We start from the raw sequence: 24,940 nt of genomic DNA on the forward strand, positions 1-24,940 counted from the left end.
CCAATGCCCGGTTGAGACCGCTCACGTCAAGATCGGGCAACCAAACCACCCGAAGCGAGCGTCTTTTCATCGAACACGTACGGGAAAGCCCCACGTAATGCATGGGTGGGCGGGACGGGGAAAACCGCTGCGCGACGACAACCCGGAGCCGTGTTCGGCGGCATTACAGTGGGTCGGAACCACCCGTAGCACGGTGGACGGACCAGCCAAGCAAGCAACAGGGAGCGCATGACGTGCGGCCGGTAGGCAGCAAGTACCTCCTGGAGGAGCCGCTCGGACGCGGCGCCACGGGCACCGTCTGGCGTGCCAGCCAGCGCGAGGCGGCGGGCGCCGAGGCGGCCGTGGCCGGTCAGCCCGGCGAGACCGTGGCGATCAAGGTCCTCAAGGAGGAGCTCGCGAGCGATCCCGACATCGTGATGCGGTTCCTGCGGGAGCGCTCCGTCCTGCTCCGCCTGACCCACCCGAACATCGTGCGCGTACGGGACCTCGTGGTCGAGGGTGATCTGCTGGCGCTGGTCATGGACCTGATCGAGGGTCCCGACCTGCACCGCTATCTGCGCGAGAACGGCCCGTTCTCGCCGGTCGCCGCGGCCCTCCTCACCGCCCAGGTCGCCGACGCGCTCGCCGCCAGCCACGCCGACGGTGTCGTGCACCGCGACCTGAAGCCGGCGAACGTCCTGCTCCAGCAGCAGGGCGGCCGGATGCACCCGCTGCTGACGGACTTCGGCATCGCCCGCCTCGCCGACTCCCCGGGCCTGACCCGGACCCACGAGTTCGTCGGCACGCCCGCGTACGTGGCGCCCGAGTCCGCCGAGGGCCGCCCGCAGACCTCCGCTGTCGACATCTACGGCGCCGGAATCATGCTGTACGAGCTGGTCACCGGCCGTCCGCCGTTCGGTGGCGGCTCGGCGCTCGAAGTCCTCCACCAGCACCTGAGCGCCGAGCCCCGCAGGCCCTCCACGGTCCCCGACCCGCTGTGGACCGTCATCGAGCGCTGTCTGCGCAAGAACCCCGACGAACGGCCCAGCGCCGAGAACCTCGCCCGCGGTCTGCGTACGGTCGCCGAGGGCATCGGGGTGCACGCGAACTCCGCGCAGATCGCCGCCGCCGAGGCCGTGGGCGTACTCCTCGCCCCGGACCCGGCGCCCGCCGCCGTGCCCGGCGAGTTCGGCGCCGCCGACCCCACCCAGGTGCTGCCGCAGGGCGCCGCCTCGTACGACCCGAACGGCGCGACCAGCGTCCTGCCGCACACCGGCGCGGGCGCGGCCGACCCGACGGCCGTACTGCCCCACCGCGGCGCCGCCGACCCGACGGCCGTGCTGCCGCCGGTGCCGCCGAACCAGCCCGGGGCGGGCCCCGAGGACCCGCACCCCTGGCAGAACCAGCTCCGCGCGGCCCGCGACCGCAACGAGGCGACGCAGGTGCAGTCGTACCTCGACCCGAACGAGGACCCGCTGCGCCGCCGCCCGCAGCGGCAGGTAGCCCAGCCGCCCCAGCAGCAGCCGCAGCAGCCGCCGTCCCAGCAGCCGCAGCCGCGCGGACAGCGCAGGCAGCGGAACCAGCAGCAGCCGCCCCAGAACCAGCAGGGATACGGCTACCCGCAGGGCGGGCAGCAGGGGTACGCCCCTCAGCAGCAGGCCCCCCAGCCCCAGCGGTACTCCGCGCCGCCGCAGCAGCCCCAGCAGCCCGCGCCGCGTCCGTCGCGCGAGCCCCGGCAGCGCAGCGCCAACCCGATGAAGATCCCCGGACTCGGCTGCCTCAAGGGGTGCCTGTTCACGATCGTCATCCTGGTCGTGGCCGGCTGGGCGATCTGGGAGTTCAGCCCGCTGCAGGGCTGGATCGGCACGTCGAAGGGCTACTGGGAGCAGTTGGGGGACTGGTACGGCAAGGTCTCCGAGTGGGTCGGAAGGCTCAACTGAGATCCCTGAGGTCCCTGAGGCAGTCGTAGTACGAGCTTGCCGGCATGCGCTCGCTCCCCCCCCCGAATCCCCGGAATCGCGCTGCGGTTCTGGGGATTTGTCGACACCTGGGGGGTGATTTCCGTCCCGGAAGTGAAGGTTGGTGCTTCGGGCGCGTAGTTTTGTCGCCAACACGCGCCCGTAGGAGCAGTCTTGGTACGGAAGATCGGCAGCCGGTACACCGCGCACCAGATCCTGGGACGGGGCAGCGCCGGCACGGTGTGGCTGGGTGAGGGCCCCGAGGGGCCTGTCGCCATCAAGCTGCTGCGCGAGGACCTGGCGTCCGACCAGGAGCTGGTGGGACGGTTCGTGCAGGAGCGGACGGCCCTGCTGGGCCTCGACCATCCGCACGTCGTCTCCGTGCGCGACCTGGTCGTCGACGGCACCGACCTCGCCCTCGTCATGGACCTCGTCCGCGGCACGGACCTGCGGACCCGGCTCGACCGGGAGCGGCGCCTCGCGCCCGAGGCGGCCGTCGCGATCGTCGCCGACGTCGCCGACGGGCTCGCCGCGGCGCACGCGGCGGGCGTCGTGCACCGGGACGTGAAGCCCGAGAACGTGCTGCTCGACATGCAGGGGCCGCTCGGGCCCGGCGGTTCGCACCCCGCGCTGCTCACGGACTTCGGCGTCGCCAAACTCATCGACTCACCGCGGCGCACCCGCGCGACGAAGATCATCGGTACGCCGGACTACCTGGCGCCGGAGATCATCGAGGGGCTGCCCCCGCGGGCGGCCGTCGACATCTACGCGCTGGCGACCGTGCTGTACGAGCTGCTCGCGGGCTTCACGCCCTTCGGCGGCGGGCATCCGGGGGCGGTGCTGCGGCGGCACGTCACCGAGACCGTCGTCCCGCTGCCCGGGATCCCGGAGGAGCTGTGGCAGCTGCTCGTGCAGTGTCTGGCGAAGGCGCCGGCGTCGCGGCTGCGGGCGTCCGAGCTGGGGGAGCGGCTGCGTGAGCAGCTGCCGCTGCTGGCCGGGATGCCGCCGCTGGACGTCGACGAGCCCGACGGGGAGGCCGAGGGGGCCTACGAGGACGCGGCGCCCGCCGCCGAGCCGGAGGCGCCGCGGGAGCGGGTGCGGCGCGGGGCCGTTCCGCTGGTGCCGGGGGCCAAGCCGGACTCGAACCGGGACACGCACACGTCCATGCGGGTGCCGGGGCCGGACGAGCTGGCGGGGTGCGCTGGGTACCGCGCGGGCGCCCCGGGCGGGGGGGCGCCGCGGCCGGGGTCCGCGCGGCATCGCGCTTCCGCTCGGCGGCGGAGGATCACGTTGGGGGTGGCGGGGTGGCGCTCGTCGCGGCCGTGGGGGTGGGCGTGGTTGGCCACGTCGGGGAACGACGGGGTGGTTCGCCCTCCGACCAGAGAGCAGCGCGCCTGCCTCTCCCTGACCGCGGGAGTCCGACACCGCATGGGGGCTCCGCCCCCTGGCCCCCGGTGCGCAGTTCCCCGCGCCCCTGGGTGAGTGGGGGTGGGTCTCGTCACGCATGGGGGCTGCGCCCCCTGGCCCCCGGGTGCGCAGTTCCCCGCGCCCCTTCAGGGGTTTCAGGGGTGGAACCCCCGCCCCCTAGGGGGCGCGGGGAACTGCGCGGCCAGCCCCCACCGGCCCGCAGACAAAGGCTTTCGGCCCCCCGGGCGGTTGCGGAGCCCACGGCCAGGGCCGTCCAAGTTGGCGGAGCCGTTACGCTGGGGGGCGTGGCAGTCGTCGATGTTTCCGAAGAGCTCAAGTCCCTCTCCTCGACCATGGAGTCGATCGAGGCCGTCCTGGACCTCGACAAGCTGAGGGCGGACATCGCCGCGCTCGAGGAGCAGGCGGCGGCGCCGTCCCTGTGGGACGACCCCGATGAGGCGCAGAAGATCACCAGCAAGCTGAGCCACCTCCAGGCCGAGGTGCGCAAGGCCGAAACCCTCCGCGGACGCATCGACGATCTCAGCGTGCTGTTCGAGATGGCCGAGGAGGAGGACGACCCGGACACCCGTGCCGAGGCCGAGACCGAGCTCACCGCCGTCAAGAAGGCCCTGGACGAGATGGAGGTCCGCACCCTGCTCTCCGGGGAGTACGACGCCCGTGAGGCCGTCGTCACCATCCGTGCCGAGGCAGGAGGCGTCGACGCCTCCGACTTCGCCGAGAAGCTCCAGCGGATGTACCTGCGCTGGGCCGAGCGCCACGGCTACAAGACGGAGCTCTACGAGACCTCGTACGCGGAAGAGGCCGGCATCAAGTCGACCACCTTCGCCGTCCACGTCCCGTACGCCTACGGGACGCTCTCCGTCGAGCAGGGGACGCACCGCCTGGTGCGGATCTCGCCGTTCGACAACCAGGGCCGCCGCCAGACGTCGTTCGCCGGTGTCGAGATCCTGCCCGTGGTCGAGCAGACCGACCACATCGAGATCGACGAGTCCGAGCTGCGCGTGGACGTGTACCGGTCGTCGGGACCGGGCGGCCAGGGCGTCAACACCACCGACTCCGCTGTCCGGCTGACCCACCTCCCCACCGGTATCGTCGTCTCCTGCCAGAACGAGCGCTCGCAGATCCAGAACAAGGCGTCCGCGATGAACGTCCTCCAGGCCAAGCTCCTTGAGCGCCGCCGCCAGGAGGAGCAGGCCAAGATGAACGCGCTCAAGGGCGACGGCGGCAACTCCTGGGGCAACCAGATGCGTTCGTACGTCCTGCACCCGTACCAGATGGTCAAGGACCTGCGCACGGAATGCGAAGTCGGAAACCCCGAGGCCGTTTTCAACGGTGAGATCGACGGTTTCCTGGAGGCCGGAATTCGCTGGCGCAAGCAGCAGGAGAAGTAAGCGACTTTCCCGGACGTCGTTTTGTCGACAGGGCAACTGCGGTCCAGTGGACGGCAGTTGCCCTTTCTGCTGCGCTCTGGTGAGCGATGTGTGGGTTTTGCATCACACTCACATGACGCTGTGCCGGTCAAAAGACCTTGATCTGGACATCGCGGTCGCAACGGCCTTGACGATGTCTTGAAAGATGGGAAAGCTGACGCGTGGCATGCGTATTTCTGGGGCGCGTGTGAACCGGGGGCCCCACTGGGCCATCCCCGAGGTCGCGGCCCCGGACGCTGCACCACTGACGATGAGCTACTGGGGGTAGCAACCAGATGACCAAGAAGACGCGGATCCGGATCGCGCGGATAGCCGCCGGCGCCGTGATCGCCGCCGGTGCCTCTCTGACCGCCGCCGGTGCCGCCTCGGCGCTCGACGTGGGTGTCGACGTCGCCGGGCTGAACGTCGGCGCCAGCGTCGACGAGGGCGGTGTCGCCGTCGGTATCTCCGCCGACGACCCGACGACCCCGCCGCCGACCGACCCGACCGAGATTCCGACGGACCCGCCGACGGACCCGCCCACCACGGACCCCACCGACCCCACGGAGGAGCCCACCGACCCCACCGAGGAGCCCACTGAGCCCACGGAGGAGCCCACCGACGACCCGACCACGCCCGGCAACGGCGGCGAGAACGGGACCGGCGGCGGGAACGGCAACGGCAACAGCAACGGCGGTGGCAACGACAACAGCGCCGACAGCGCCGACGGTGCCGGCTCCCAGGTCGTCGAGCAGGGTGCGGGCAAGGAGAGCCTGACCGACACCGGCTCGGACACCTCCGCCCAGGGCACCGGCGGCGAGCTGGCCGAGACCGGTGCCGCCGAGAACATCACCTACCTGCTGATCGGCGCCGCGACGATGATCGCCGGCGGCATCGGCTTCCGTATGCTGCCGCGCCTCGTGAACGGCCGCGGCGCAGCTGCCTGACGCATGACGTGTGACGCATGACGCATGAGATGTGACGCGGGAAGGGCCCGGAGCCATCGGCTCCGGGCCCTTCTTGTGAGGTCTACCGACTGACCGACCGCTGTGGGTTCTACCTGGCCCTTGAGCGGTCTATGCGGTCTGGTGGGCCAGCAGGGCCACCGCCGCGATCAGGATGGCGAGCAGCGCGATCAGGGTCATGGGGTTGAGCCCACCGCCCAGGGGGCCCTCGTTCTGCAGCCGTGCGCGGTTCGCGCGGCACACGGGGCAGCGGCCCTCGTTCACGGGCGCGGCACAGTTCGCGCACACCAGCCGGTCGTACGTCATGCGCTCGCCCTCCTTGCACCGGTTCAACGGACACAACGCTTTCGGGGACGGATACGTTCCCAGTCCACTGTGCCAGGTTCCGCCAGAAGGTGCGCGGGTTCCCCTGGGGCGAGGCCCTTTCCTTATGTGCCCGGTACAAATGCCCACAACCCTTGTGCAACCCGCCTCCGCGCCTGCGCGCGCCTACCCGGGTCGCGTAAGGTCACGCTCATCTAGCCCCCATACCCCCGACGGCCTGTGGTGCATCCGTGATCCGATTCGACAATGTCTCCAAGGTCTACGCCAAGCAGACCCACCCCGCTCTCCGGGATGTCTCCCTGGAGGTGGAGCGCGGCGAGTTCGTGTTCCTCGTGGGGTCATCCGGCTCCGGAAAGTCCACCTTCCTGCGGCTGATCCTGCGCGAGGAGCGGGCCAGCCAGGGGCAGGTGCACGTACTGGGCAAGGACCTCGCGCGCATCTCCAACTGGAAGGTGCCGCAGATGCGCCGCCAGCTGGGGACCGTGTTCCAGGACTTCCGCCTCCTGCCCAACAAGACGGTCGCCGAGAACGTCGCCTTCGCGCAGGAAGTGATCGGCAAGTCCAAGGGCGAGATCCGCAAGTCCGTGCCCCAGGTGCTCGACCTCGTCGGCCTCGGCGGCAAGGAGGACCGGATGCCCGGCGAGCTGTCCGGCGGTGAGCAGCAACGCGTGGCCATCGCGAGAGCGTTCGTGAACCGGCCCAAGCTGCTGATCGCGGACGAGCCCACCGGAAACCTGGACCCGCAGACCTCCGTCGGCATCATGAAGCTGCTCGACCGGATCAACCGGACCGGGACCACCGTCGTGATGGCGACGCACGACCAGAACATCGTGGACCAGATGCGCAAGCGCGTCATCGAGCTGGAGAAGGGTCGCCTCGTCCGCGACCAGGCGCGCGGCGTCTACGGCTATCAGCACTGACCGCGAGTCCCACGCGTCCGTCCACGGAAAGGCCTGAGAAGACGCCATGCGCGCCCAGTTCGTTCTGTCGGAGATCGGTGTCGGTCTCCGCCGCAATCTCACGATGACCTTCGCGGTCGTCGTCTCCGTCGCCCTGTCCCTCGCCCTGTTCGGTGGTTCGCTCCTGATGAGCGACCAGGTGAGCACGATGAAGGGCTACTGGTACGACAAGGTCAACGTCTCGATCTTCCTCTGCAACAAGTCCGACGCGGAGTCCGACCCCAACTGCGCCAAGGGGGCGGTCACCAGCGAGCAGAAGAAGCAGATCGAGACCGACCTCGGCAAGATGGCCGTCGTCGACAACGTCACGCACGAGTCGAGCGACGAGGCGTACAAGCACTACAAGGAGCAGTTCGGCGACTCCCCGCTGGCGGCCTCGCTGACCCCGGACCAGATGCAGGAGTCCTTCCGCGTCAAGCTGACGGACCCGGAGAAGTACCAGGTCATCGCGACCGCCTTCGATGGCCGTGACGGCGTGCAGTCCGTGCAGGACCAGAAGGGCATCCTCGACAACCTCTTCGGGCTGCTCAACGGCATGAACTGGGCGGCGCGGGCGGTGATGGCGATGATGCTCGTCGTCGCGCTGATGCTGATCGTCAACACCGTGCGCGTCTCCGCCTTCAGTCGTCGGCGTGAGACCGGGATCATGCGCCTGGTGGGCGCCTCCGGCTTCTACATCCAGGCGCCGTTCATCATGGAGGCCGCCGTCGCCGGACTGATCGGCGGTGGTGTCGCCTGCGCCTTCCTGGTGATCGCGCGGTACTTCATCATCGACCACGGCCTAGCCCTGTCCGAGAAGCTGAATCTGATCAACTTCATCGGCTGGGACGCCGTTCTCACGAAGCTGCCGCTGATCCTCGCCACCAGCCTTCTGATGCCCGCGCTGGCCGCGTTCTTCGCGTTGCGCAAGTACTTGAAGGTGTGACACATGCCAAGAGGGCCGTACCGGCAACCGCCGGTACGGCCCTTCTCGTTGTCCTAGACTCACCCGCATGTCAGGCCGTGACCTGTTCTGTCAGCCCCGCCGCATCCGCCGCGGGGCGGCCCTGACGTTGGTCTTCGCGAGCGTCCTCGCGGCGGGCGCCGCGACCGGCGCGTTCGACACCCCCGGCCGGAAATCCGTCACCCCGGCGGCCCGTACCGCGCAGGGGGGCCACCAGGGCGACGTCGCCGACGCCGCCGCCGAGGCGATGGCCGACGGCAAGTCGCCCGTGGAGGCCGCCGAGCGGGCCGTCAGCCGCAGCGGCGACCGCTGGGGCGCCGTCTACTCCCAGGGCGAGTACGAGGAGTTCGAGGACGCCCTCGACGGCCAGTACACCGGAGTCGGCCTCTGGGCCCGGCGCGAGCGCGGCGGACGCATCGAGGTGACCCGGGTCCGGTCGGGCTCGCCCGCTGCGACCGCCGGGATCCGCAAGGGCGACCGGCTGCGCAGCGTCGACGGCCACCGCGTCGACGGCAGGCCCGTCACCGAGGTCGTCTCGTTGCTGCGGGGCGACGCCACCGGCGCCGACGCGGGCACCACCGTCGACCTCGGCCTGCAGCGCGGCACGCACGCGTGGAGCGAGACCCTGCGCCGGGCGCGGCTGTCCACCGACTCCGTGAGCGTGCGCGAGCTTCCCGGCGGCGTCACCGTGATCAAGGTCGCCGCCTTCACCAAGGGCTCCGGGGACCTCGTACGGACCGCGGTGGCCGACGCGCCCGCGGACGAGGGGATCGTCCTCGACCTGCGGGGCAACTCCGGCGGCCTGGTCACCGAGGCCGTCACCGCCGCCTCCGCCTTCCTCGACGGCGGCCTGGTGGCCACGTACGACGTGAACGGCGACCAGAAGGCCCTGCACGCCGATCCCGGCGGCGACACCGCCAGACCGCTGGTCGCGCTCGTCGACGGCGGCACGATGAGCGCGGCGGAGCTCCTCACCGGCGGGCTGCAGGACCGTGGCCGCGCGGTCGTCGTGGGCTCCAGGACCTTCGGCAAGGGCTCGGTGCAGATGCCGAGCCGGCTGCCGGACGGCTCGGTCGCCGAACTGACGGTCGGCCACTACCGCACCCCCTCCGGGCGCACGGTGGACGCCCGGGGCATCACCCCCGACCTGGAGGCCGAGGAGGGCGCGCTGGAGCGCGCCGAGACCGTCCTGAGCGGGCTCGGGGACGCCGAATGACCGCCGAGTGAGAGGCCCGCACACGCCCCGCGCGGCCACCGGCCCGCACGTCGCGTAATCGGCTTTCCCTCCGGCCCCCCTGTAGTGCGAAAATGGCCAGCACTATGAGCAAGGGCATGTACGTACCGAAGGAATCCCAGCCGAAGCAGGGAGGTGGCGCCAAGGCCGCCGTCAAGGACGGCAAGCGCAAGATCGTCGCGCAGAACAAGAAGGCCCGGCACGACTACGCGATCATCGATGTCTACGAGGCCGGGCTCGTGCTCACCGGCACCGAGGTGAAGTCGCTGCGCCAGGGGCGCGCCTCGCTGGCCGACGGCTTCGTGCAGATCGACGGGAACGAGGCGTGGCTGCACAACGCCCACATCCCCGAGTACAGCCAGGGCAGCTGGACCAACCACTCCGCGCGCCGCAAGCGCAAGCTGCTCCTGCACCGCGAGGAGATCGACAAGCTGGCCTCGAAGTCGGAGGAGACGGGCCACACCATCGTGCCCCTCGTCCTGTACTTCAAGGACGGCCGCGCGAAGGCCGAGATCGCGCTGGCCCGCGGCAAGAAGGAATACGACAAGCGCCAGACCCTCCGTGAGAAGCAGGACCGGCGTGAGTCGGACCGGGCGATCGCGGCGGTCAAGCGCAAGCAGCGCGGCGAGTAGCGAGCGGGCACCCGACGGCGCCCGGCGGCCGGCCGCCGGGAATACAGTGGCATCGACGTGCGTTGGTCACGTACGATGGCAACGCACCCCACAGCGGGTGCACGCACCCTCCTCGGAGGGCCCTCTCCGGAGGGATTTGAAAAAACAACATGGGGATGATCGGTTTCGACAGCGGCTGTCGAAGCAGGGGAAGCGAGCCGAGGAAGCGGCAATGATCTCGTTAACCATATGTCGCAACCAATAATCGCCAATTCCAAGAGCGATTCCCAGTCCTTCGCCCTCGCTGCTTAATTAAGTAACGAGTGAAGGACCCTTAATGGGTGTCAGCCCGAGAGTGTTCCCGGCTCGGATCCTGGCATAATCAAGGGAACTAAACCGTCCGGCCCGGTCACGGGGTCGGACGGGAAATCAAACAGTGACTGAGCCCGTCGGAGACTTGTTCGCGTGATCTCCGGGGCTGAGAAAATCTAAGCGAACTGCGCTCGGAGAAGCCCTGATTCTGCACCGTTGGACGCGGGTTCGATTCCCGCCATCTCCACTTTCCCATGTTCACAGCATGACCGGTCAGAAGCGAAGGCCCCGCTGCCATAGGCAGCGGGGCCTTCGTCGTGGATGCTGCTGTCGCATGAGACGACTCGCAGAGACCGGAGAGACCGGAGAGACCGGAGAGACCAACAGATCTCACAAGCCGCGCCGACGGGCGTGGACTTGGGCCGTGGTGCTCGGTGTGCTGGTGGCCGGGCTCGGCTGGAGCGCGCCCGCCGGAGCCGACCCGGGCACCAGCGGGCTGCCGGAGGCCATCGACACCATCCTCGGGGACAGCCGGATGGAGGGCGGGGCGGCGAGCGTCGTGGTCGCCGAGGCCGCGAGCGGGGACCTGCTCTACCAGCATGCGCCCACCTCACGGCTGATGCCCGCCTCCAACACCAAGCTGCCCACCTCGGCCGCGGCGATGGAGATCCTCGGCCCCGACCACACCTTCACCACGGACGTCCTCGCGGCCGGCCGCCGGCACGGCGCCACACTCAAGGGCGACCTGTATCTGCGCGGCACCGGCGACCCGACCGCCCTGGCCGCGGACTACGACTCCCTGGCCGCACAGGTCGCCGCGTCCGGCGTCAGCCGCGTCGACGGGCGGCTCCTGGCCGACGACACCCGCTTCGACCGGAACCGCCTGGGCCGCGCCTGGGCGGCCGACGACGAGTCCTCGTACTACTCGGCGCAGATCAGCGCGCTGAGCGTCGCCCCGGACACCGACTACGACACCGGCTCGGTGATCGTGGAGGTCGCCCCGGGTGCCGCCGCCGGTGACAAACCGAAGGTCACCGTCACCCCGAAGACGACGTACGTGAACTTCGACGTACGGGCCACGACCGTCGCCGCGGGCGGGGCGAACGACCTCACCGTGGAGCGCGAGCACGGCACCAACACGATCGTCGTCAGCGGTACGACCCCGGTCGGCGGCTCCGGCGCCCAGGAGTGGGTCAGCGTGTGGGAGCCCACCGGCTACGCCGCCGCCGTGTTCCGTGACGCGCTCACCGCGCACGGCGTGCAGGTGACCGGCGCGACCCGGCTCGGCCGCGCCACCCCCGCGACGGCCCGGCGGCTCGCCTCGCACGCCTCCATGCCGCTGAAGGACCTGCTGATCCCGTTCATGAAGCTGTCGAACAACATGCACGCCGAGATCCTCACCAAGACCATGGGCCTGAAGGTCTCCGGAGAAGGCAGCTGGAGCGCCGGGCTCGCCGCCGTCAGCGGCTACCTCAAGGGCGTCGGCGTCGACCCGGGCAAGCTGCGGCAGGTCGACGGCTCCGGGCTCTCCCGGATGAACAACCTCACCGCGGGGCAGTTCGCCAAGCTGCTGCTCGCGGTACGGGCCGAGCCCTGGTACGCCGCCTGGCGCACGTCCCTGCCGGTCGCCTGCGCCCCCGAGCGTTTCGTGGGCGGCACCCTGCGCACCAGGATGTGCGGGACGCCCGCGGCCCTCAACGCGGTCGGCAAGACCGGTTCGCTGACCGGGGCGTCCGCGCTCTCCGGGTACGTGAAGGACGCGGACGGACGCGAACTCGTCTACAGCATCGTGCTCAACAACTACCTCGCCGCGTCAGTGAAGCCGCTGGAGGACGCGATCGTGGTGACGCTCGCCCGGTCCACGGCGGACGCGACCGCGACGGTGAAGCCGACGGGTCCGGGCGCGCGCTCGGCCGAGCGGACCACGGACCTGGAGTGTTCGTGGCGCAAACCGGCAAGGTGCTGAGGGAGTGAGGCGCGGTGGGGGCGGCGGCCTGTTCGGCGCCGCCCCCACCGACGTCGCACGAATGGACGTCGGACACGGGTCAGGGGCGCGACCTGGTGCTCGTTCGTACCGTCAGTCGGGGCGGCAGCAGCGTGGCCTGCGGTACCGGCGCGCCACCCAGTTTCTTCATCAGCAGCTCCACCGATCCGGCGCCCACCTCGGCGGCCGGTATGGCGACGGAGGTGACGGGCACGCGGACGCGGCCGGCCAGCTCGTCCGGGCAGATCGCGGTGACCGACAGATCGCCCGGCACCCGCAGCCCGAGCGCTTCGAAGGCGTCGATCAGCGGTTCCAGGACCGGCTCGTTGTGGACCACGACCCCCGTCAGGGCGGGCCGTTCCCGCAGGAGCCGCTCGGCGATCTGCCGGGCCGCCGCCGGGTCCGCCTCGCACGGGTGGACCGAGGAGGAGAGGCCGTTGCGGTCGGCCGCCGCGGTGAAGCCCCGGACGACCCGCTGGGCGAACCCGGTCTCGCGCACGTACACCTCGGGCGGTGAGCCCACCAGGGCGATCACCCGGTGGCCGAGCCCCGCCAGATGCTCGACGCACAGCTCGCCCGCCGCCTCGAAGTCCAGGTCGATGCAGGTCAGACCGTCGGCCTCGGCCGGGAAGCCGATGAGGACCGAGGGCCGGTCCAGGGCCCGTAACAACGGCAGGCGTGCGTCGTGGAGCTGGACGTCCATCACGATCAGCGCGTCCACGAGGGCGGTGTCCGCGACCCGCCGCAGCCCCTCCTCGCCCTCCTCCTGGGTGAGCAGCAGCACGTCGTGGTCGTGGCGGCGGGCGGCCGTCACCACGGACACCGCGAACTGCATGACGACCGGCACGTGGATGCCGGCCCGCAGCGGGACCACGAGCGCCAGCACGTTCGACCGGCTGCTCGCGAGGGCCCGGGCACCCGCGTGCGGCCGGTAGCCCAGCTCGCGGATGCTGTCCTCGACGCGCTGCCGGGTCTCCTCGGAGATCGGGCGCTTGCCGCTCAGCGCGTACGAGACGGTGCTGGGGGAGACCCCCGCGTGCCGGGCCACATCGGTGATCTTCACCATGCTCAGCCCCGCTCCCGGCCCGGACCGCCCGTGGGCTCCGACTCCGGCTCCGGCTCCGGCTCCGACTCCAGTTCCAGGGAGAGGAATCCGGTCCCGGCCGCCGCCCGCGCGGTCCGGTCGCCCGCCGTCAGGGCCCAGGGCGCCTTCGGGTCGCTGGACGAGGCCCGCAGTGTGTCGCCCTCCCGTACGACGGTGAAGGTCACCCCGTCCACGACCACCGTGACCTGCGCGCCGCGCGCCAGACCGTACGCGTGGAGGGTGACCCCGTCGGCGTACGGGTAGTCGGGGCGGTCCTCGACGGCGCCCACCGGGATCACCGCGCCCGGCCGGACGAGGAGCGGCACGCTGGAGAAGCCGTGCGTCTCGCGCACCCAGCGCGGCCCGGTCACCGTCCGCCCGGTCAGGAAGTGCGTCCAGGCGCCCTCGGGCACGTAGTACGAGACATCCCCGTCGTCGGAGAACACCGGCGCGACCAGCAGGTCGGAGCCGAGCATGTACTGCCGCTCCAGATGCGCGCACCCGGGATCGTCCGGGAATTCGAGGACCATCGCGCGCATCATCGGCACCCCCTGCGCGTGCGCGGTGCGGGCGGCCTCGTACAGGTACGGCATGAGGCGCAGCTTCAGGCGGGTGAACAGGCGCAGGACGTCCACGGACTCCTCGTCGAAGAGCCACGGCACGCGGTACGAGGAGCTGCCGTGCAGGCGGCTGTGCGAGGAGAGGAGTCCGAAGGCCAGCCACCGCTTGAAGAGGGCCGGGGTCGGCGTGCCCTCGAAACCGCCGATGTCGTGGCTCCAGTAGCCGAACCCGGAGAGCCCGAGGGAGAGTCCGCCGCGCAGCGACTCGGCCATCGACTCGTAGGTCGCCTCGCAGTCGCCGCCCCAGTGCACCGGGAACTTCTGGCTGCCCGCGGTCGCCGAGCGCGCGAAGACGACCGCCTCGCCCTCCCCGCGGTGCTTGCGCAGCACGTCGAAGACGGTCCGGTTGTAGAGGTAGGCGTAGTAGTTGTGCATCCGCTCGGGGTCGCCGCCGTCCGCGTACGCCACGTCGAGCGGGACCCGCTCCCCGAAGTCGGTCTTGAAGCAGTCGACGCCCTGCGCGAGCAGCGCCTCCAGCTTGGCCGCGTACCACTCGCGGGCGGCCGGGCTGGTGAAGTCGACGAGCGCCATGCCCGGCTGCCACAGGTCCCACTGCCAGACACTGCCGTCGGGCCGCCGCAGCAGATGCCCGAGCGCCTTGCCCTCCGCGAAGAGCGGCGAGCGCTGTGCGATGTACGGGTTGATCCACACGCTGATGTGCAGCCCACGCTCCTTGAGGCGGGCCAGCATCCCCGCCGGGTCCGGGAAGACCCGCGGATCCCACTCGAAGTCGCACCAGTTGAACTCGCGCATCCAGAAGCAGTCGAAGTGGAAGACGGAGAGCGGCAGTTCACGCTCCTTCATGCCGTCGATGAAGGAGCTGACGGTCGCCTCGTCGTACGAGGTGGTGAAGGACGTCGACAGCCACAGCCCGAACGACCAGGCGGGCGGCAGCGCGGGCCGGCCGGTCAGGGCCGTGTACTTGCGGATGATGTCCTTGGGCGTCGGCCCGTAGATCACGTAGTACGTCAGCTGCTGGGTCTCGGCGCTGAACTGGACCCGTGACACCGCCTCCGAGCCGACCTCGAACGACACCCGCCCCGGGTGGTCGACGAAGACGCCGTAGCCCGCGTCCGTCAGATAGAACGGCACGTTCTTGTACGCCTGTTCGGTGGCCGTGCCCCCGTCGGCGTTCCACATGTCGACGACCTGGCCGTTCTTCACCAGCGGCCCGAACCGCTCGCCGAGCCCGAAGACGTGCGTGCCCACCCCCAGGTTCAGCTGCTCCCGCAGGTAGTGGCCGCCGCTGCCGGTGTCGCGCATGATGCCCATGCCCTTGGGGCCGCTGCTGGTGAGGGTGCGGCCGTCGGCGAGGAAGTCCACGTGCCAGGGGCCGGTGCGGCTGACCCGGACGGACAGGGCGCCCGCGGTGAGGGTGGCGGAGTCGTCGTCGTACTCGGCGTGGGCCTGGAACTCCTCCCCCGCGAGCCGGTTGAGCTCGAACTGCGGTCCTCTCGGCTCCTCGCCCTCGAAGTGGGTGAACGTGACGCCGATGACGTCGGGCATCGGGGCGTGCGCGCCGATGGTCACGACCGGTCCCTTCAGCAGATCGCCGCGGTGGCGGATGGGCTGGGTCGGCGCGTGGATCTCCAGGGCCCCTGATCCGGCGCTCACATCGAGGACCTCGACCGGGTGGGCCGCCGTCACGCCCTCGCGCAGCAGCCAGTAGCCGTCGGTGAACTTCACGCGCACACCCCTTGTTCGGCGGTTGAGGGTTGAGGGCTCACGGTCATTTGACGGCGCCCACGGCGATACCGCGGGTGAGCGTCCGCTGGAAGACGAGGAAGAAGACGATGGCGGGCAGGACGCCCAGGAGCGCGGCGGCGTTCGTCATCGTGGCGTCCATCAGGCGCTGGCCCTGGAGGACGCCGAGCGCCACCGACACGGTCTGGTTGTCGTTGGAGATCAGCATCACGAGGGGGAGCAGGAACTCGTTCCAGGTCCAGATGAAGAAGAAGACCAGGAGCACGCCGATGGTGGGCCGGCTGACGGGCACCACGATCCGCCAGAGCACCTGCCACTTGTTCGCGCCGTCGATGCGGGCGGCCTCGATGATCTCGCGCGGGAACTGTCCGAGGACCGAGGCGAGCAGATACGTTCCGAACGCGGCCTGGATCACGGTGAAGACGATGATCACGCTCAGCCTGGTGTCGTACAGGCCGGCTTCCTTGCTCAGGTAGTAGACCGGGTAGACCAGCGCCTCCTGCGGCAGCATGTTCGCCAGCACGAAGAAGGCGAGGACCCAGGTGCGGCCCTTGATCCGCCCGATGCCGATCGCGTACGCGTTGAGGACGGAGAGGATCACCGCGCCGAGGGCGACGGACCCGCTGATCAGCATGGAGTTCACGAGCTTCTGCCCGAAGTCGACGCGCTCCCAGAAGTCCTTGAGCCCGTCGAGGTAGACGCCCTCGGGCAGGCTCAGCGGGCCGTTCGCCGAGTACTCGGCGGGCGACTTGACCGCGTTGACGGTGACGATCAGGAACGGCAGGACCATGAACAGGGCCCCGATGACCAGGGCGAGGAGGACGGGGTAGCGGCGCAGGGCGGTCATGACCCACCTGCCCCTCTCTCGGTGCTGCTCATCGCACGACTCCCTGTTCGGCGTCCTCGGCACGGGTCTGGAGCTTCAGGCCGACCACGGCGAGCAGCAGGACGATCACGGTGAGGACGGTGGAGATCGCGGCGCCGTACCCGACCTGCGTCTTCTCGAAGAACGTGGTGAACGAGAAGTACGAGGGCACGTCGGTGGCACCGCCGGGTCCGCCCTTGGTGAGCACGTACACCGCGCCGAAGACCTTGAGCGCGGCGATCGTGCACCAGAGCAGCACGACGTAGATCTCGGGTCTGATCTGCGGCAGCGTGACGTGCCAGAACCGCCGCCACCAGCCGGCGCCGTCCAGTTCGGCGGCCTCGTACAGCTGCGGGTCGACGCGTTGCAGGCCCGCCATGAAGATCACGAGCGGGAAGCCGAGCTGCACCCAGACCATCACGCCCATGACGCTGTAGAGCGCGAGGTCGGGGTCGCCGAGCCAGTCCTGCTGGAGGCCGCCGAGCCCGACCGCCTTCAGCAGCTCGTTCAGCGAGCCGTTCTCGGGGGCGAGGATCCAGCTCCAGACGATGCCCGCGACCGCGATGGGGAGCACCTGCGGCAGATAGAAGCAGGCCCGCAGCACGGCGGCGATCCTGCTGCCGAAGTGCTTGCCCACGAAGTCGAACAGGGCGGCGGCCAGGACGAGCCCGAGGACGGTCGGTACGACCGCCATCGAGACCACCATGAAGAGGCTGTGCCGGAACGACGCCCAGAACTCGGCGTCGTCCATCAGCTCCCGGTAGTTGGCGAGCCCGGTCCACTTCGGGCTGCCGACGCCCTGCCACTCGGTGAAGCTCACGCCCGTGTTCATCAGGAAGGGCACGACGACGATCACGAGGAAGGCGAGGGCGCCGGGGAGGAGGAAGAGGGCGTAGGAGTCGCGGGGCGGTCGGTTGTTTTTCGTGCCCTTCGACTGGTGACGCGCTTCGACGACCGCGCTCCTCCGCCCGCCCCGCTCGTCGACGGTGAACGTCATCGGTCCTGTACGCCCTTGTCGTACGCCGCCTTCACCGCGTCCAGGTAGGCGTCCGGCTTCGCGCTCCCCGTCATCAGCTTCTGGGTCTCGGAGACGAGGACGTCGTAGAAGCCGGGGGCCGGCCAGTCGGGGTAGAAAGCCAGGCCGTCGCGCTCGGAGAGGGTGTTGAAGTTGGCGATGAGGCCCTTGGAGCGCGGGTCGGTGATGGCGGCGGGGTCGGCGGCCACCGGGACGCCGCCCTTGTTGCCGAGCAGGTTCTGGATCTTCTTCGACATGGTGATGTCGATGAAGTCGTACGCCAGTTCCTTGTTCTTGGCGCCCTTGGGGACCACCCACAGGTTGCCGCCCGAGCCGAGGGTCAGGTTCGAGTCGGGCCACAGGAACGTGCCCCAGTCGAACTTGTTCTCCGCGGCGAACCGGCCGAACCACCAACTGCCGGAGAACAGGATCGGGCTCTTGCCCCGCATGAACGAGACCCCGGCGTCCTCGGCCTTCGCGCTGGTGGTCCTCTTGCCGATGTAGCCCTTCTTCACCCAGTCCGCGAAGGTCTCGGCGGCATACGTCCAGGCGGCGTCGTGGAAGTCGGGCTTGCCCTTGTAGAGCTGGTACGAGTCCACCCAGGCGCGGTCGGCCTTCGACAGCGCGAGCTGGTAGAGGTACTGGTGGGCCACGTACTCGGCACCGCCGTTGGCGAGCGGGGTGATGCCCTTGGCGACGAACGTGTCCATGGCGGCGGTCAGTTCGTCGAACGTCTTCGGCTCGGCGATGTCGTACTTCTTGAAGAGGTCCTTGTTGTAGAAGACCATCGTGTACTCGGCGTAGTTGGGGACCCCGAACCACTTGCCGGAGCCCATCACACCCTTGGCGTCGTACTGGCTGGTGGTGCGCACGCCCGCGCTGAGCTTCTTGTCCCAGCCGTGCTTGGTCACCTCCGCGGACAGGTCGGTGAGCAGGCCCTGCTGGGAGAGGTGGCCGGCTGTCGCGTTGCCCTTGTTGTACTCCATGAGGTCGGGGGCGTCATTGGAGTTGAGGACCATCGGGGCGGTCTTCTGGATCTGCTCGAAGCCCTTCTCCTCGAACTTCACCTTGACCCCGGGATGGGTCTTCTCGAACTCCTTGATGGCCGCGTTCCAGGCCACCGCCATGGCGCTGTCCGGGCTCTCGTAGTGCCACAGCTTGAGCGTCTTGCCGTCGCCGCCGGACCCGCTGTCCGAGTCGCCGCAGGAGGCCAGCAGCAGGGTGGTGCTCACCACCGCGGCTGCCGCCGCCATCACGCGCCTGCGCCTTCGTGCCGTCAACATCCTGTGCCTCCGGGGGAGTCGGACGGGTATCGGAACCACACGCGCCGCTTGCGGGGTGCGCGCGTCGAATCGATTCGACGTAGGCCGTCGAAGCGCTTCGACGGGGGAACGTATGTGGGGGCTCCGGGGGAGTCAATGGGGTGCGCGGGAATTGGGGCGGGCGTTCGGTCGGTCGGACGGGGTGGGCGCGGTGCGGATGGGGATGCGGGGGACTGCGCGGATCACGTCAGCTGGCCCGCCACATGGGGGCCGCCCTGGTCTGTTTGGGGGCGCGGGGAACGGCGCGGGTAACCGGAACCGACCCGTCACCTGGTGGCTGGCCTGGTTTTTTTAGGGGCGCGGGGAACTGCGCGGGTGACCCCAGGCGGGTCGTCGCCTGATGTGACGCCCAGCTTTCACGGGCGGGGAGCATCGCGTCGCCCCGTCGTCAGCGCGATCAGCAGCGCCACCCCCGCCGCCCCGACCGGCACCCCATAGCCGGCCACGCCAGACGCACGCTCCACCACGAACCCGCCCAAGGCGGACCCGCACGCGATCCCGCCCAACAACCCCGTCACCGCCCACGTCATCCCCTCGTTCAACCGCTCCGCAGGCGTCCGGTGCTGCAACAGCGTCATCCCCGTCACCATCGTCGGCGCGGTCGCCATCCCCGCGAGCAGCAGCGCGGCGCCGAGCGTCACCAGACCGCCGCCACTCCCGAGCGTCGCCGCCACCAACGGCAGGCACATCAGCGGCACCATCGCGCCCACACTGAACAGGAACCGCCGCTCCACCGACCCGCCCAGCCGCAGCACCCCGTACAGCAGCCCCGCCGCACACGACCCCGCCGCCTGCAGGGCGAGTACCACCCCGGCCGCCGTCCGGTGCCCCTGTGCGTCCGCGAACGCGATCGTCACCACTTCCATCGACCCGAACACCGCGCCGGTGGCAAGGAATCCGACCAGCAGCGGCGGTATCCCGGGTGCCCGCAGCGGCGACGCGGAACCGGCTTCCGTACGCCCCCGCGCCGGCGGCTCCGTCGAGCGCTGGGCGCTGAACACCAGCACGCCGGTCAGCAGCAGCACGACCGCGACGAGCGTGCCCGCCTCCGGGAACAGCGCCCCGCACAGCAGCGCTGCCAGCACGGGCCCGAACATGAAACACAGCTCGTCCACGGCCTGCTCGAAGGAGTTCGCGGTATGCAGCCGGACCGGGTCCCCTTCGAGGAGGTGGGCCCAGCGTGCCCGCGACATCCCTCCCGTGTTGGGCGTGGTCGCCGTGGCCGCGTACGCCGCGAACAGCGTCCAGTCCGGCGCCCCGAGGCGGACGCAGAGCAGCAGCGCGAGCGAGCCGAGCGCGGCGACCGCGGTCGCGGGTACGGCGATCCGGGCCTGCCCGTGCCGGTCGACGAGCCGCGCCGTCCAGGGCGCGACGACCGCCGTCGCCGCCAGTCCGGTCGCGGTGACGGCACCGGCGAGCGCGTACGACCCCCGCGTCCCCGCGATCATGATCACGGCACTCACGCTGAACATCCCCATGGGGAGCCGCGCGATCAGATTCCCGATCGTGAACGCCCGCGCACCAGGAATGGCGAAAAGCCGACGGTAGGGATTCCTCGAGGGCGAGGGCGAGGGCGAGGGCGAGGGCGAGGTCGAGGCCGAAGGCGGTGGCACCGGCGACGGCTCAGGCGACAGCGGCAGTTTCTCGCGGCGGCGGGACGACTGAGGCGGCATGGATCAACGTTCGCCCGCCCCGCCCCACGCGGTCCAACACCTTCTCCGTACCGATTCACACACCCACGATGTAAGTTCACCCGATGTCCGCCCACCTCGACCCCCGGCTGCTGCGCGCCTTCCTCGCCGTCGCCGAGGACCTGCACTTCACACGCGCGGCGGCCCGGCTGTACGTCGCCCAGCAGGCCCTCAGCCGCGACATCCGGCGCCTGGAACGGGAACTGGGCGCCGACCTCTTCGTACGCACCACCCGGCAGGTGACGCTCACCCCCGACGGTGAGCGGCTGCTGCCCCACGCCCGGCGGGCCCTGGAGGCGCAGGACGACCTGCTCGCGGCCTTCGGGCGGACCGGGCCGTTGGGGAAGGCGGGCACCGAACGACCCCTGCTCGTGGACGTGAACAGCCCCGGCCTCGTCTCCGGCCGGATCCTGGCCCTGGCCCGCGAACTCGCCCCCGACTGCGAACTGATGGCCCGCTTCGAGAGCGGCCTCACCGGCGCGGCGGCCGAGCTGCTGGCCGGCCGGCTCGACGCGTCCTTCGGCCGGTTCGCCGGCCTCGACCCCGCGGTGCGCGCCCGCCTGGAGCAGCAGCCCGTACGGTACGAGCGGATGGCCGTCGTGCTGCCCGAGGACCACCCCCTGGCCGCACTGGACGCCGTACCGCTCGACGCCCTGGCGGGGGAGCGGGTGTACGCGGGGGCCGGGAACCCCCGGACGCTTGAGTGGACCGACCTCGCCCGTCAGCTTTTCGAGGGACACGGGATCGAGGTGGCTTCGCCCGCGCCGCTCGCCGTCGGCAGGGAGGAGTTCCGAAGGATCATGGCCAAGATGCGAACACCTGTTCTGGCGGTGGTGGACTTTCCGGCCATGCCCGGTTCAACGCTGCGTCCCCTGGTGGACCCCGTTCCGTTGTCACCGGTGTCTTTGGTGTGGCGAAAGGGGTTGGTGCATCGTGGAGTTGCGGCACTGAGAGCCGCGGCGGCGCGCCTCGCGGCGGACGAAGGATGGCTGGAGCGACCTTCCGAGGGGTGGATTCCGGCCACAGATGCACTCATCATGATGAGTCGGATCTGACACAGAACCCTCACTCATGGCTACGTGCGATACATTCGTGGCCCGGGTGCAGTGTGGTAAAGGGGGCGCTGGGACCGGGTGGGGGTCCGGTTCCGGACGATGACGTGCGAGTATCCGGGTCGCACGTGCCACCCCAGAACGATTCCCGTGGGGGGATGTACGTGCGCGTGAAAAGTTGGCCAGAAGACGCTCAACCAGGTCGGAATGATTCCGATCAGCCCGGTGCGGGTGGCGACGACCGCTCGGCCCGTGATGAGGCGGGCCGGTCGCTTCGAAATGGTCCTGATCAGCCCTTCCATATCGGTTCCGGATCCGCTTCGGGCTCGGGTTCCGGCTCCGGCCAGGCCGGTGGCACGGACGCGACCGAGGTCATGGGCGGCCCGGTTGCACCCGTCGGGCCAGGTGGCCCCGGTGCGTCCGATACGCGGGTCGCGTCCGACAGCTGGTTCCGTCGTGAGGCCGCCGCGGCCGTGCCGCGACAGCGGGACGACGCCCACGACTCCTGGCAGGAGTCCGAGCACCCCGAGCACACCCATGACCCGCACGAGGTCACGGTCCAGCTCGACGGTGTGGGACGGCAGCTGGAGGACTGGCTCGTCCAGCAGGCCAAGGGTGCCCCCGGCGCCCAGGAGGGATCGGACGGCCCGGTCTTCGTCGACGAGACGGGCCGCCGCAGCCGCAGATACCGCCGGATAGGCATGGCGGTGGGCCTGGCCTGCGCCGTCTACGCGGTGGCCATCCTCATCACCCTCGTATCGGGCAACTCGAACGCCCCCTGGCTGCCCATCAAGGACCAGCAGGAGGACGCACCGGCCGGCCAGGTCGAGCCCTCGCCGGTGCCCACCGACTCCGCCGGCCCGTCCGGCTCCGCGAGCGCCTCGCCCGAGGCGAGCGTCTCCGGCACCGAAGGCACGACGCCGTCACCCGGCGCCAGCCTCCCGGCCGACACCTCGGCGAGCGCGAAGGCGCCCGACACCTCGGCCGGCCCCAAACCCTCCGCCAGCACCACCAAGCCGGCCGCGGGCAGCAACAACTCGCCCGACCCCGGGGCGGACCCCACCGACGAAGTCCCCGCGTCACCGGACCCCGAGCCGGAACCGACCGACACCGATGTCACGGACGGCCCCACCACCGGGACCCCCGCCGGAAACGACACCAACGACGTCGCCGACGCCCCGCTCACGGCGGAGCCGACTCCCATCGAGCCGAGCCCCCCGTCCCCCTCCTCCCCGGAGAACATCCTCTGATGGCACGCCGCACCAGCACGCGCGGCGCGGGCCGGGGCGCCGTCCGGCGCCGACGCCTGCCCATGCGCTATCTGTTGCCCTCGCTCATCCTCCTCGCCCTCATGGCGATGCTGATGCTGCGCGGGTACGTACACAGCGAGATACTCGCGGACCACCGCATCCAGCCCGAGGCCGCCACCGACCGCGTACCCGAGAAGATCATCGACGGCGGTCCGGTCATCGACACCCGCGGTGACCGCACCGCCGGCATCAGCGTGCCGAAGCACCACCTCGTCCTCACCTTCGACGACGGCCCGGACCCCGAGTGGACCCCCAAGGTCCTCGACGTCCTCAAGAAGCACGACGCGCACGCGGTGTTCTTCGTCACCGGCACCATGGCCTCCCGCTACCCGGGCCTCGTCCAGCGCATGGTCGACGAGGGCCACGAGATCGGCCTGCACACCTTCAACCACCCCGACCTGTCCTTCCAGTCCAAGAGCCGCATCGACCGGGAGCTGTCCCAGAACCAACTGGCGCTCGCGGGCGCGGCCGGCATCCGTACGTCGCTGTTCCGGCCGCCGTACTCCTCGTTCGCCGACGCCATGGACAACAAGTCGTGGCCGGTGACGGAGTACATAGGCAGCCGCGGCTACCTCACCGTCGTCAACAACACCGACAGCGAGGACTGGAAGAAGCCCGGCGTCGAGACGATCATCCGCAACGCCACCCCCAAGGGCGGCAAGGGCGCCATCGTCCTGATGCACGACTCGGGCGGCGACCGCCACCAGACCGTCGAGGCACTCGACCGCTTCCTGCCGCAGATGCAGAAGCAGGGGTACGAGTTCGACAACCTCACCGGAGCGCTCGGCGCCCCCAGCGCCCACACCCAGGTCACCGGACTCGACCTGTGGAAGGGCAAGGCCTGGACCTGGGCGGTGCAGCTCTCCGAGAGGACGACCGACGGCCTCGTCGTCTGCCTCGCCGTCATCGGCACGCTGGTCATCACCCGCTTCGGCCTGATGCTCGTCCTCTCGATCGCCCACGCCCGGCGCGTGCGCCGCAAGAACTTCCGCTGGGGACGGCCGGTCACCGAACCCGTCTCGGTGCTGGTCCCCGCCTACAACGAGGCCAAGTGCATCGAGGCCACCGTGCGTTCGCTGGTGGCGAGTGAACACCCCATCGAGGTCGTCGTCGTCGACGACGGTTCGAGCGACGGCACCGCCCGCATCGTGGAGAACCTGCGACTGCCGAACGTCCGCGTCGTACGCCAGCTCAACGCGGGCAAGCCCGCCGCCCTCAACCGGGGCATAGCCAACGCCAAGTACGACCTCATCGTGATGATGGACGGCGACACCGTCTTCGAGCCGGCCACCGTGCGCGAACTGGTGCAGCCCTTCGGCGACCCGAGCGTGGGCGCCGTCGCGGGCAACGCCAAGGTCGGCAACCGCGACTCGCTGATCGGCGCCTGGCAGCACATCGAGTACGTGATGGGCTTCAACCTCGACCGCCGTATGTACGACATGCTGCGCTGCATGCCGACGATCCCCGGAGCCGTCGGCGCCTTCCGCCGCTCGGCCCTCGAACGCGTCGGCGGCATGAGCGAGGACACCCTCGCCGAGGACACCGACATCACGATGGCCATGCACCGCGACGGCTGGCGCGTCGTCTACGCGGAGGACGCCCGCGCGTGGACCGAGGCCCCCGAGTCCGTCCAGCAGCTGTGGTCCCAGCGCTACCGCTGGTCGTACGGCACCATGCAGGCGATCTGGAAGCACCGCAAGGCGCTCATCGAACGGGGCCCCTCGGGCCGCTTCGGCCGCGTCGGCCTGCCCCTGATCTCCTTCTTCATGGTCCTGGCCCCGCTCCTGGCCCCCCTGATCGACGTGTTCCTGCTGTACGGGATCGTGTTCGGCCCCACCGAGAAGACGATCGGCGCCTGGCTGGGCGTCCTCGCCATCCAGGCGATCTGCGCCGCGTACGCCTTCCGGCTCGACAAGGAACGCATGACCCACCTCGTCTCGCTGCCCCTGCAGCAGATCCTGTACCGCCAGCTCATGTACGTGGTCCTCCTCCAGTCCTGGATCACCGCCCTCACCGGCGGCCGGCTGCGCTGGCAGAAACTGCGCCGCACGGGCGTGGTGGGCTCGGCCCCGGGCGCCGCGGGCGCCCCCGCACCCATGCCCCGACAGCGTGCGCAGAGCGGCACCGGAAACGACCGGAGGCCCGTCGGATGACACACGGACACGGCCACG

At 70.3% G+C, this 24,940-nt stretch carries 19 protein-coding genes and 1 other RNA gene; 13 read left to right on the forward strand and 7 right to left on the reverse strand.

What is annotated here, in order from left to right:
• Positions 1 to 233 precede the first annotated feature (233 nt).
• From K3769_RS26455 to K3769_RS26470, 4 genes are all read left to right on the forward strand, one after another.
• Entirely contained in the window at positions 234 to 1,919 is a 1,686-nt protein-coding gene (locus K3769_RS26455) for a serine/threonine-protein kinase (RefSeq protein WP_267028785.1), read from the forward strand.
• Positions 1,920 to 2,111: 192 nt separating this feature from the next.
• Positions 2,112 to 3,419, forward strand: a complete 1,308-nt coding sequence (locus K3769_RS26460) for a serine/threonine-protein kinase (protein WP_267028786.1) — start codon at positions 2,112 to 2,114, stop codon at positions 3,417 to 3,419.
• A 230-nt stretch (positions 3,420 to 3,649) separates the two neighbouring features.
• On the forward strand, positions 3,650 to 4,756 hold the full coding sequence (gene prfB, locus K3769_RS26465) for a peptide chain release factor 2 (RefSeq protein ID WP_267028787.1): 1,107 nt from the start codon (positions 3,650 to 3,652) through the stop codon (positions 4,754 to 4,756).
• Between the two features lie 314 nt (positions 4,757 to 5,070).
• Complete coding sequence (locus tag K3769_RS26470) at positions 5,071 to 5,721, forward strand: LPXTG cell wall anchor domain-containing protein (RefSeq protein ID WP_267028788.1); 651 nt, start codon at positions 5,071 to 5,073, stop codon at positions 5,719 to 5,721.
• A 129-nt stretch (positions 5,722 to 5,850) separates the two neighbouring features.
• Here K3769_RS26470 and K3769_RS26475 read toward each other — a convergent pair whose 3' ends face one another.
• Positions 5,851 to 6,045 (reverse strand): hypothetical protein, encoded by a 195-nt coding sequence (locus K3769_RS26475; protein ID WP_107015898.1) that lies wholly within the window; start codon positions 6,043 to 6,045, stop codon positions 5,851 to 5,853.
• Between the two features lie 248 nt (positions 6,046 to 6,293).
• On the opposite strand from K3769_RS26475, the gene ftsE reads away from it, so the two are divergent.
• The 6 genes from ftsE to dacB all read left to right on the forward strand — a co-directional run bounded on the left by ftsE (position 6,294) and on the right by dacB (position 12,088).
• Positions 6,294 to 6,983, forward strand: a complete 690-nt coding sequence (gene ftsE / locus K3769_RS26480) for a cell division ATP-binding protein FtsE (protein WP_149514170.1) — start codon at positions 6,294 to 6,296, stop codon at positions 6,981 to 6,983.
• Positions 6,984 to 7,029: 46 nt separating this feature from the next.
• Positions 7,030 to 7,947, forward strand: coding sequence for a permease-like cell division protein FtsX (ftsX, locus tag K3769_RS26485; RefSeq protein WP_267028789.1), 918 nt, complete (start codon positions 7,030 to 7,032; stop codon positions 7,945 to 7,947).
• Positions 7,948 to 8,014: 67 nt separating this feature from the next.
• A complete protein-coding gene (locus K3769_RS26490; protein WP_267028790.1) occupies positions 8,015 to 9,181 on the forward strand; it encodes a S41 family peptidase in 1,167 nt (388 codons plus the stop codon).
• Positions 9,182 to 9,297: 116 nt separating this feature from the next.
• Complete coding sequence (smpB, locus tag K3769_RS26495; protein ID WP_189775199.1) at positions 9,298 to 9,831, forward strand: SsrA-binding protein SmpB; 534 nt, start codon at positions 9,298 to 9,300, stop codon at positions 9,829 to 9,831.
• A gap of 151 nt (positions 9,832 to 9,982) precedes the next feature.
• Positions 9,983 to 10,372, forward strand: a transfer-messenger RNA (tmRNA) gene (gene ssrA, locus K3769_RS26500).
• Between the two features lie 84 nt (positions 10,373 to 10,456).
• The gene (gene dacB / locus K3769_RS26505; protein ID WP_267028791.1) at positions 10,457 to 12,088 is read left to right on the forward strand and encodes a D-alanyl-D-alanine carboxypeptidase/D-alanyl-D-alanine endopeptidase; all 1,632 of its coding nucleotides are present in this window, start codon (positions 10,457 to 10,459) and stop codon (positions 12,086 to 12,088) included.
• A 79-nt stretch (positions 12,089 to 12,167) separates the two neighbouring features.
• On the opposite strand, the gene K3769_RS26510 is transcribed toward dacB, so the two are convergent.
• The 6 genes from K3769_RS26510 to K3769_RS26535 form a co-directional block, all read right to left on the reverse strand.
• A complete protein-coding gene (locus K3769_RS26510; protein WP_267028792.1) occupies positions 12,168 to 13,172 on the reverse strand; it encodes a LacI family DNA-binding transcriptional regulator in 1,005 nt (334 codons plus the stop codon).
• A 2-nt stretch (positions 13,173 to 13,174) separates the two neighbouring features.
• On the reverse strand, positions 13,175 to 15,496 hold the full coding sequence (gene yicI, locus K3769_RS26515) for an alpha-xylosidase (protein ID WP_267028793.1): 2,322 nt from the start codon (positions 15,494 to 15,496) through the stop codon (positions 13,175 to 13,177).
• 43 nt (positions 15,497 to 15,539) lie between these two features.
• Positions 15,540 to 16,361, reverse strand: a complete 822-nt coding sequence (locus tag K3769_RS26520; RefSeq protein WP_267028794.1) for a carbohydrate ABC transporter permease — start codon at positions 16,359 to 16,361, stop codon at positions 15,540 to 15,542.
• Positions 16,362 to 16,389: 28 nt separating this feature from the next.
• Entirely contained in the window at positions 16,390 to 17,376 is a 987-nt protein-coding gene (locus K3769_RS26525) for a carbohydrate ABC transporter permease (protein ID WP_267028795.1), read from the reverse strand.
• A complete protein-coding gene (locus K3769_RS26530) occupies positions 17,373 to 18,677 on the reverse strand; it encodes an ABC transporter substrate-binding protein (RefSeq protein WP_267028796.1) in 1,305 nt (434 codons plus the stop codon). Before K3769_RS26530 ends, K3769_RS26525 begins: the two co-directional genes overlap by 4 nt.
• A gap of 395 nt (positions 18,678 to 19,072) precedes the next feature.
• A complete protein-coding gene (locus tag K3769_RS26535) occupies positions 19,073 to 20,389 on the reverse strand; it encodes an MFS transporter (protein ID WP_267028797.1) in 1,317 nt (438 codons plus the stop codon).
• A gap of 83 nt (positions 20,390 to 20,472) precedes the next feature.
• Between K3769_RS26535 and K3769_RS26540 the strand changes: the two genes are divergently transcribed.
• The 3 genes from K3769_RS26540 (at position 20,473) to K3769_RS26550 (ending at position 24,922) form a co-directional block, all read left to right on the forward strand.
• Complete coding sequence (locus tag K3769_RS26540) at positions 20,473 to 21,462, forward strand: LysR family transcriptional regulator (protein ID WP_267028798.1); 990 nt, start codon at positions 20,473 to 20,475, stop codon at positions 21,460 to 21,462.
• 470 nt (positions 21,463 to 21,932) lie between these two features.
• Positions 21,933 to 22,709 (forward strand): hypothetical protein, encoded by a 777-nt coding sequence (locus K3769_RS26545; protein ID WP_267028799.1) that lies wholly within the window; start codon positions 21,933 to 21,935, stop codon positions 22,707 to 22,709.
• A complete protein-coding gene (locus tag K3769_RS26550) occupies positions 22,709 to 24,922 on the forward strand; it encodes a bifunctional polysaccharide deacetylase/glycosyltransferase family 2 protein (RefSeq protein WP_267028800.1) in 2,214 nt (737 codons plus the stop codon). The genes K3769_RS26545 and K3769_RS26550 overlap by 1 nt, the downstream gene beginning before the upstream one ends.
• The last annotated feature ends 18 nt before the right edge of the window (positions 24,923 to 24,940 follow it).

The organism is Streptomyces ortus, from assembly GCF_026341275.1.
GTDB lineage: Bacteria > Actinomycetota > Actinomycetes > Streptomycetales > Streptomycetaceae > Streptomyces > Streptomyces ortus.

What these genes read in the sequence shown, in the direction of transcription:
- K3769_RS26475 (WP_107015898.1), bottom strand. Translation starts at nt 6,045, where the DNA reads ATGACGTACGACCGGCTGGTGTGCGCGAACTGTGCCGCGCCCGTGAAC.
- K3769_RS26520 (WP_267028794.1), bottom strand. Translation starts at nt 16,361, where the DNA reads ATGACCGCCCTGCGCCGCTACCCCGTCCTCCTCGCCCTGGTCATCGGG.
- ftsX (WP_267028789.1), top strand. Translation starts at nt 7,030, where the DNA reads ATGCGCGCCCAGTTCGTTCTGTCGGAGATCGGTGTCGGTCTCCGCCGC.
- K3769_RS26540 (WP_267028798.1), top strand. Translation starts at nt 20,473, where the DNA reads ATGTCCGCCCACCTCGACCCCCGGCTGCTGCGCGCCTTCCTCGCCGTC.
- dacB (WP_267028791.1), top strand. Translation starts at nt 10,457, where the DNA reads ATGAGACGACTCGCAGAGACCGGAGAGACCGGAGAGACCGGAGAGACC.
- K3769_RS26550 (WP_267028800.1), top strand. Translation starts at nt 22,709, where the DNA reads ATGGCACGCCGCACCAGCACGCGCGGCGCGGGCCGGGGCGCCGTCCGG.
- smpB (WP_189775199.1), top strand. Translation starts at nt 9,298, where the DNA reads ATGTACGTACCGAAGGAATCCCAGCCGAAGCAGGGAGGTGGCGCCAAG.
- K3769_RS26530 (WP_267028796.1), bottom strand. Translation starts at nt 18,677, where the DNA reads ATGTTGACGGCACGAAGGCGCAGGCGCGTGATGGCGGCGGCAGCCGCG.
- K3769_RS26490 (WP_267028790.1), top strand. Translation starts at nt 8,015, where the DNA reads ATGTCAGGCCGTGACCTGTTCTGTCAGCCCCGCCGCATCCGCCGCGGG.
- K3769_RS26535 (WP_267028797.1), bottom strand. Translation starts at nt 20,389, where the DNA reads ATGCCGCCTCAGTCGTCCCGCCGCCGCGAGAAACTGCCGCTGTCGCCT.
- K3769_RS26510 (WP_267028792.1), bottom strand. Translation starts at nt 13,172, where the DNA reads ATGGTGAAGATCACCGATGTGGCCCGGCACGCGGGGGTCTCCCCCAGC.
- K3769_RS26525 (WP_267028795.1), bottom strand. Translation starts at nt 17,376, where the DNA reads ATGACGTTCACCGTCGACGAGCGGGGCGGGCGGAGGAGCGCGGTCGTC.
- K3769_RS26470 (WP_267028788.1), top strand. Translation starts at nt 5,071, where the DNA reads ATGACCAAGAAGACGCGGATCCGGATCGCGCGGATAGCCGCCGGCGCC.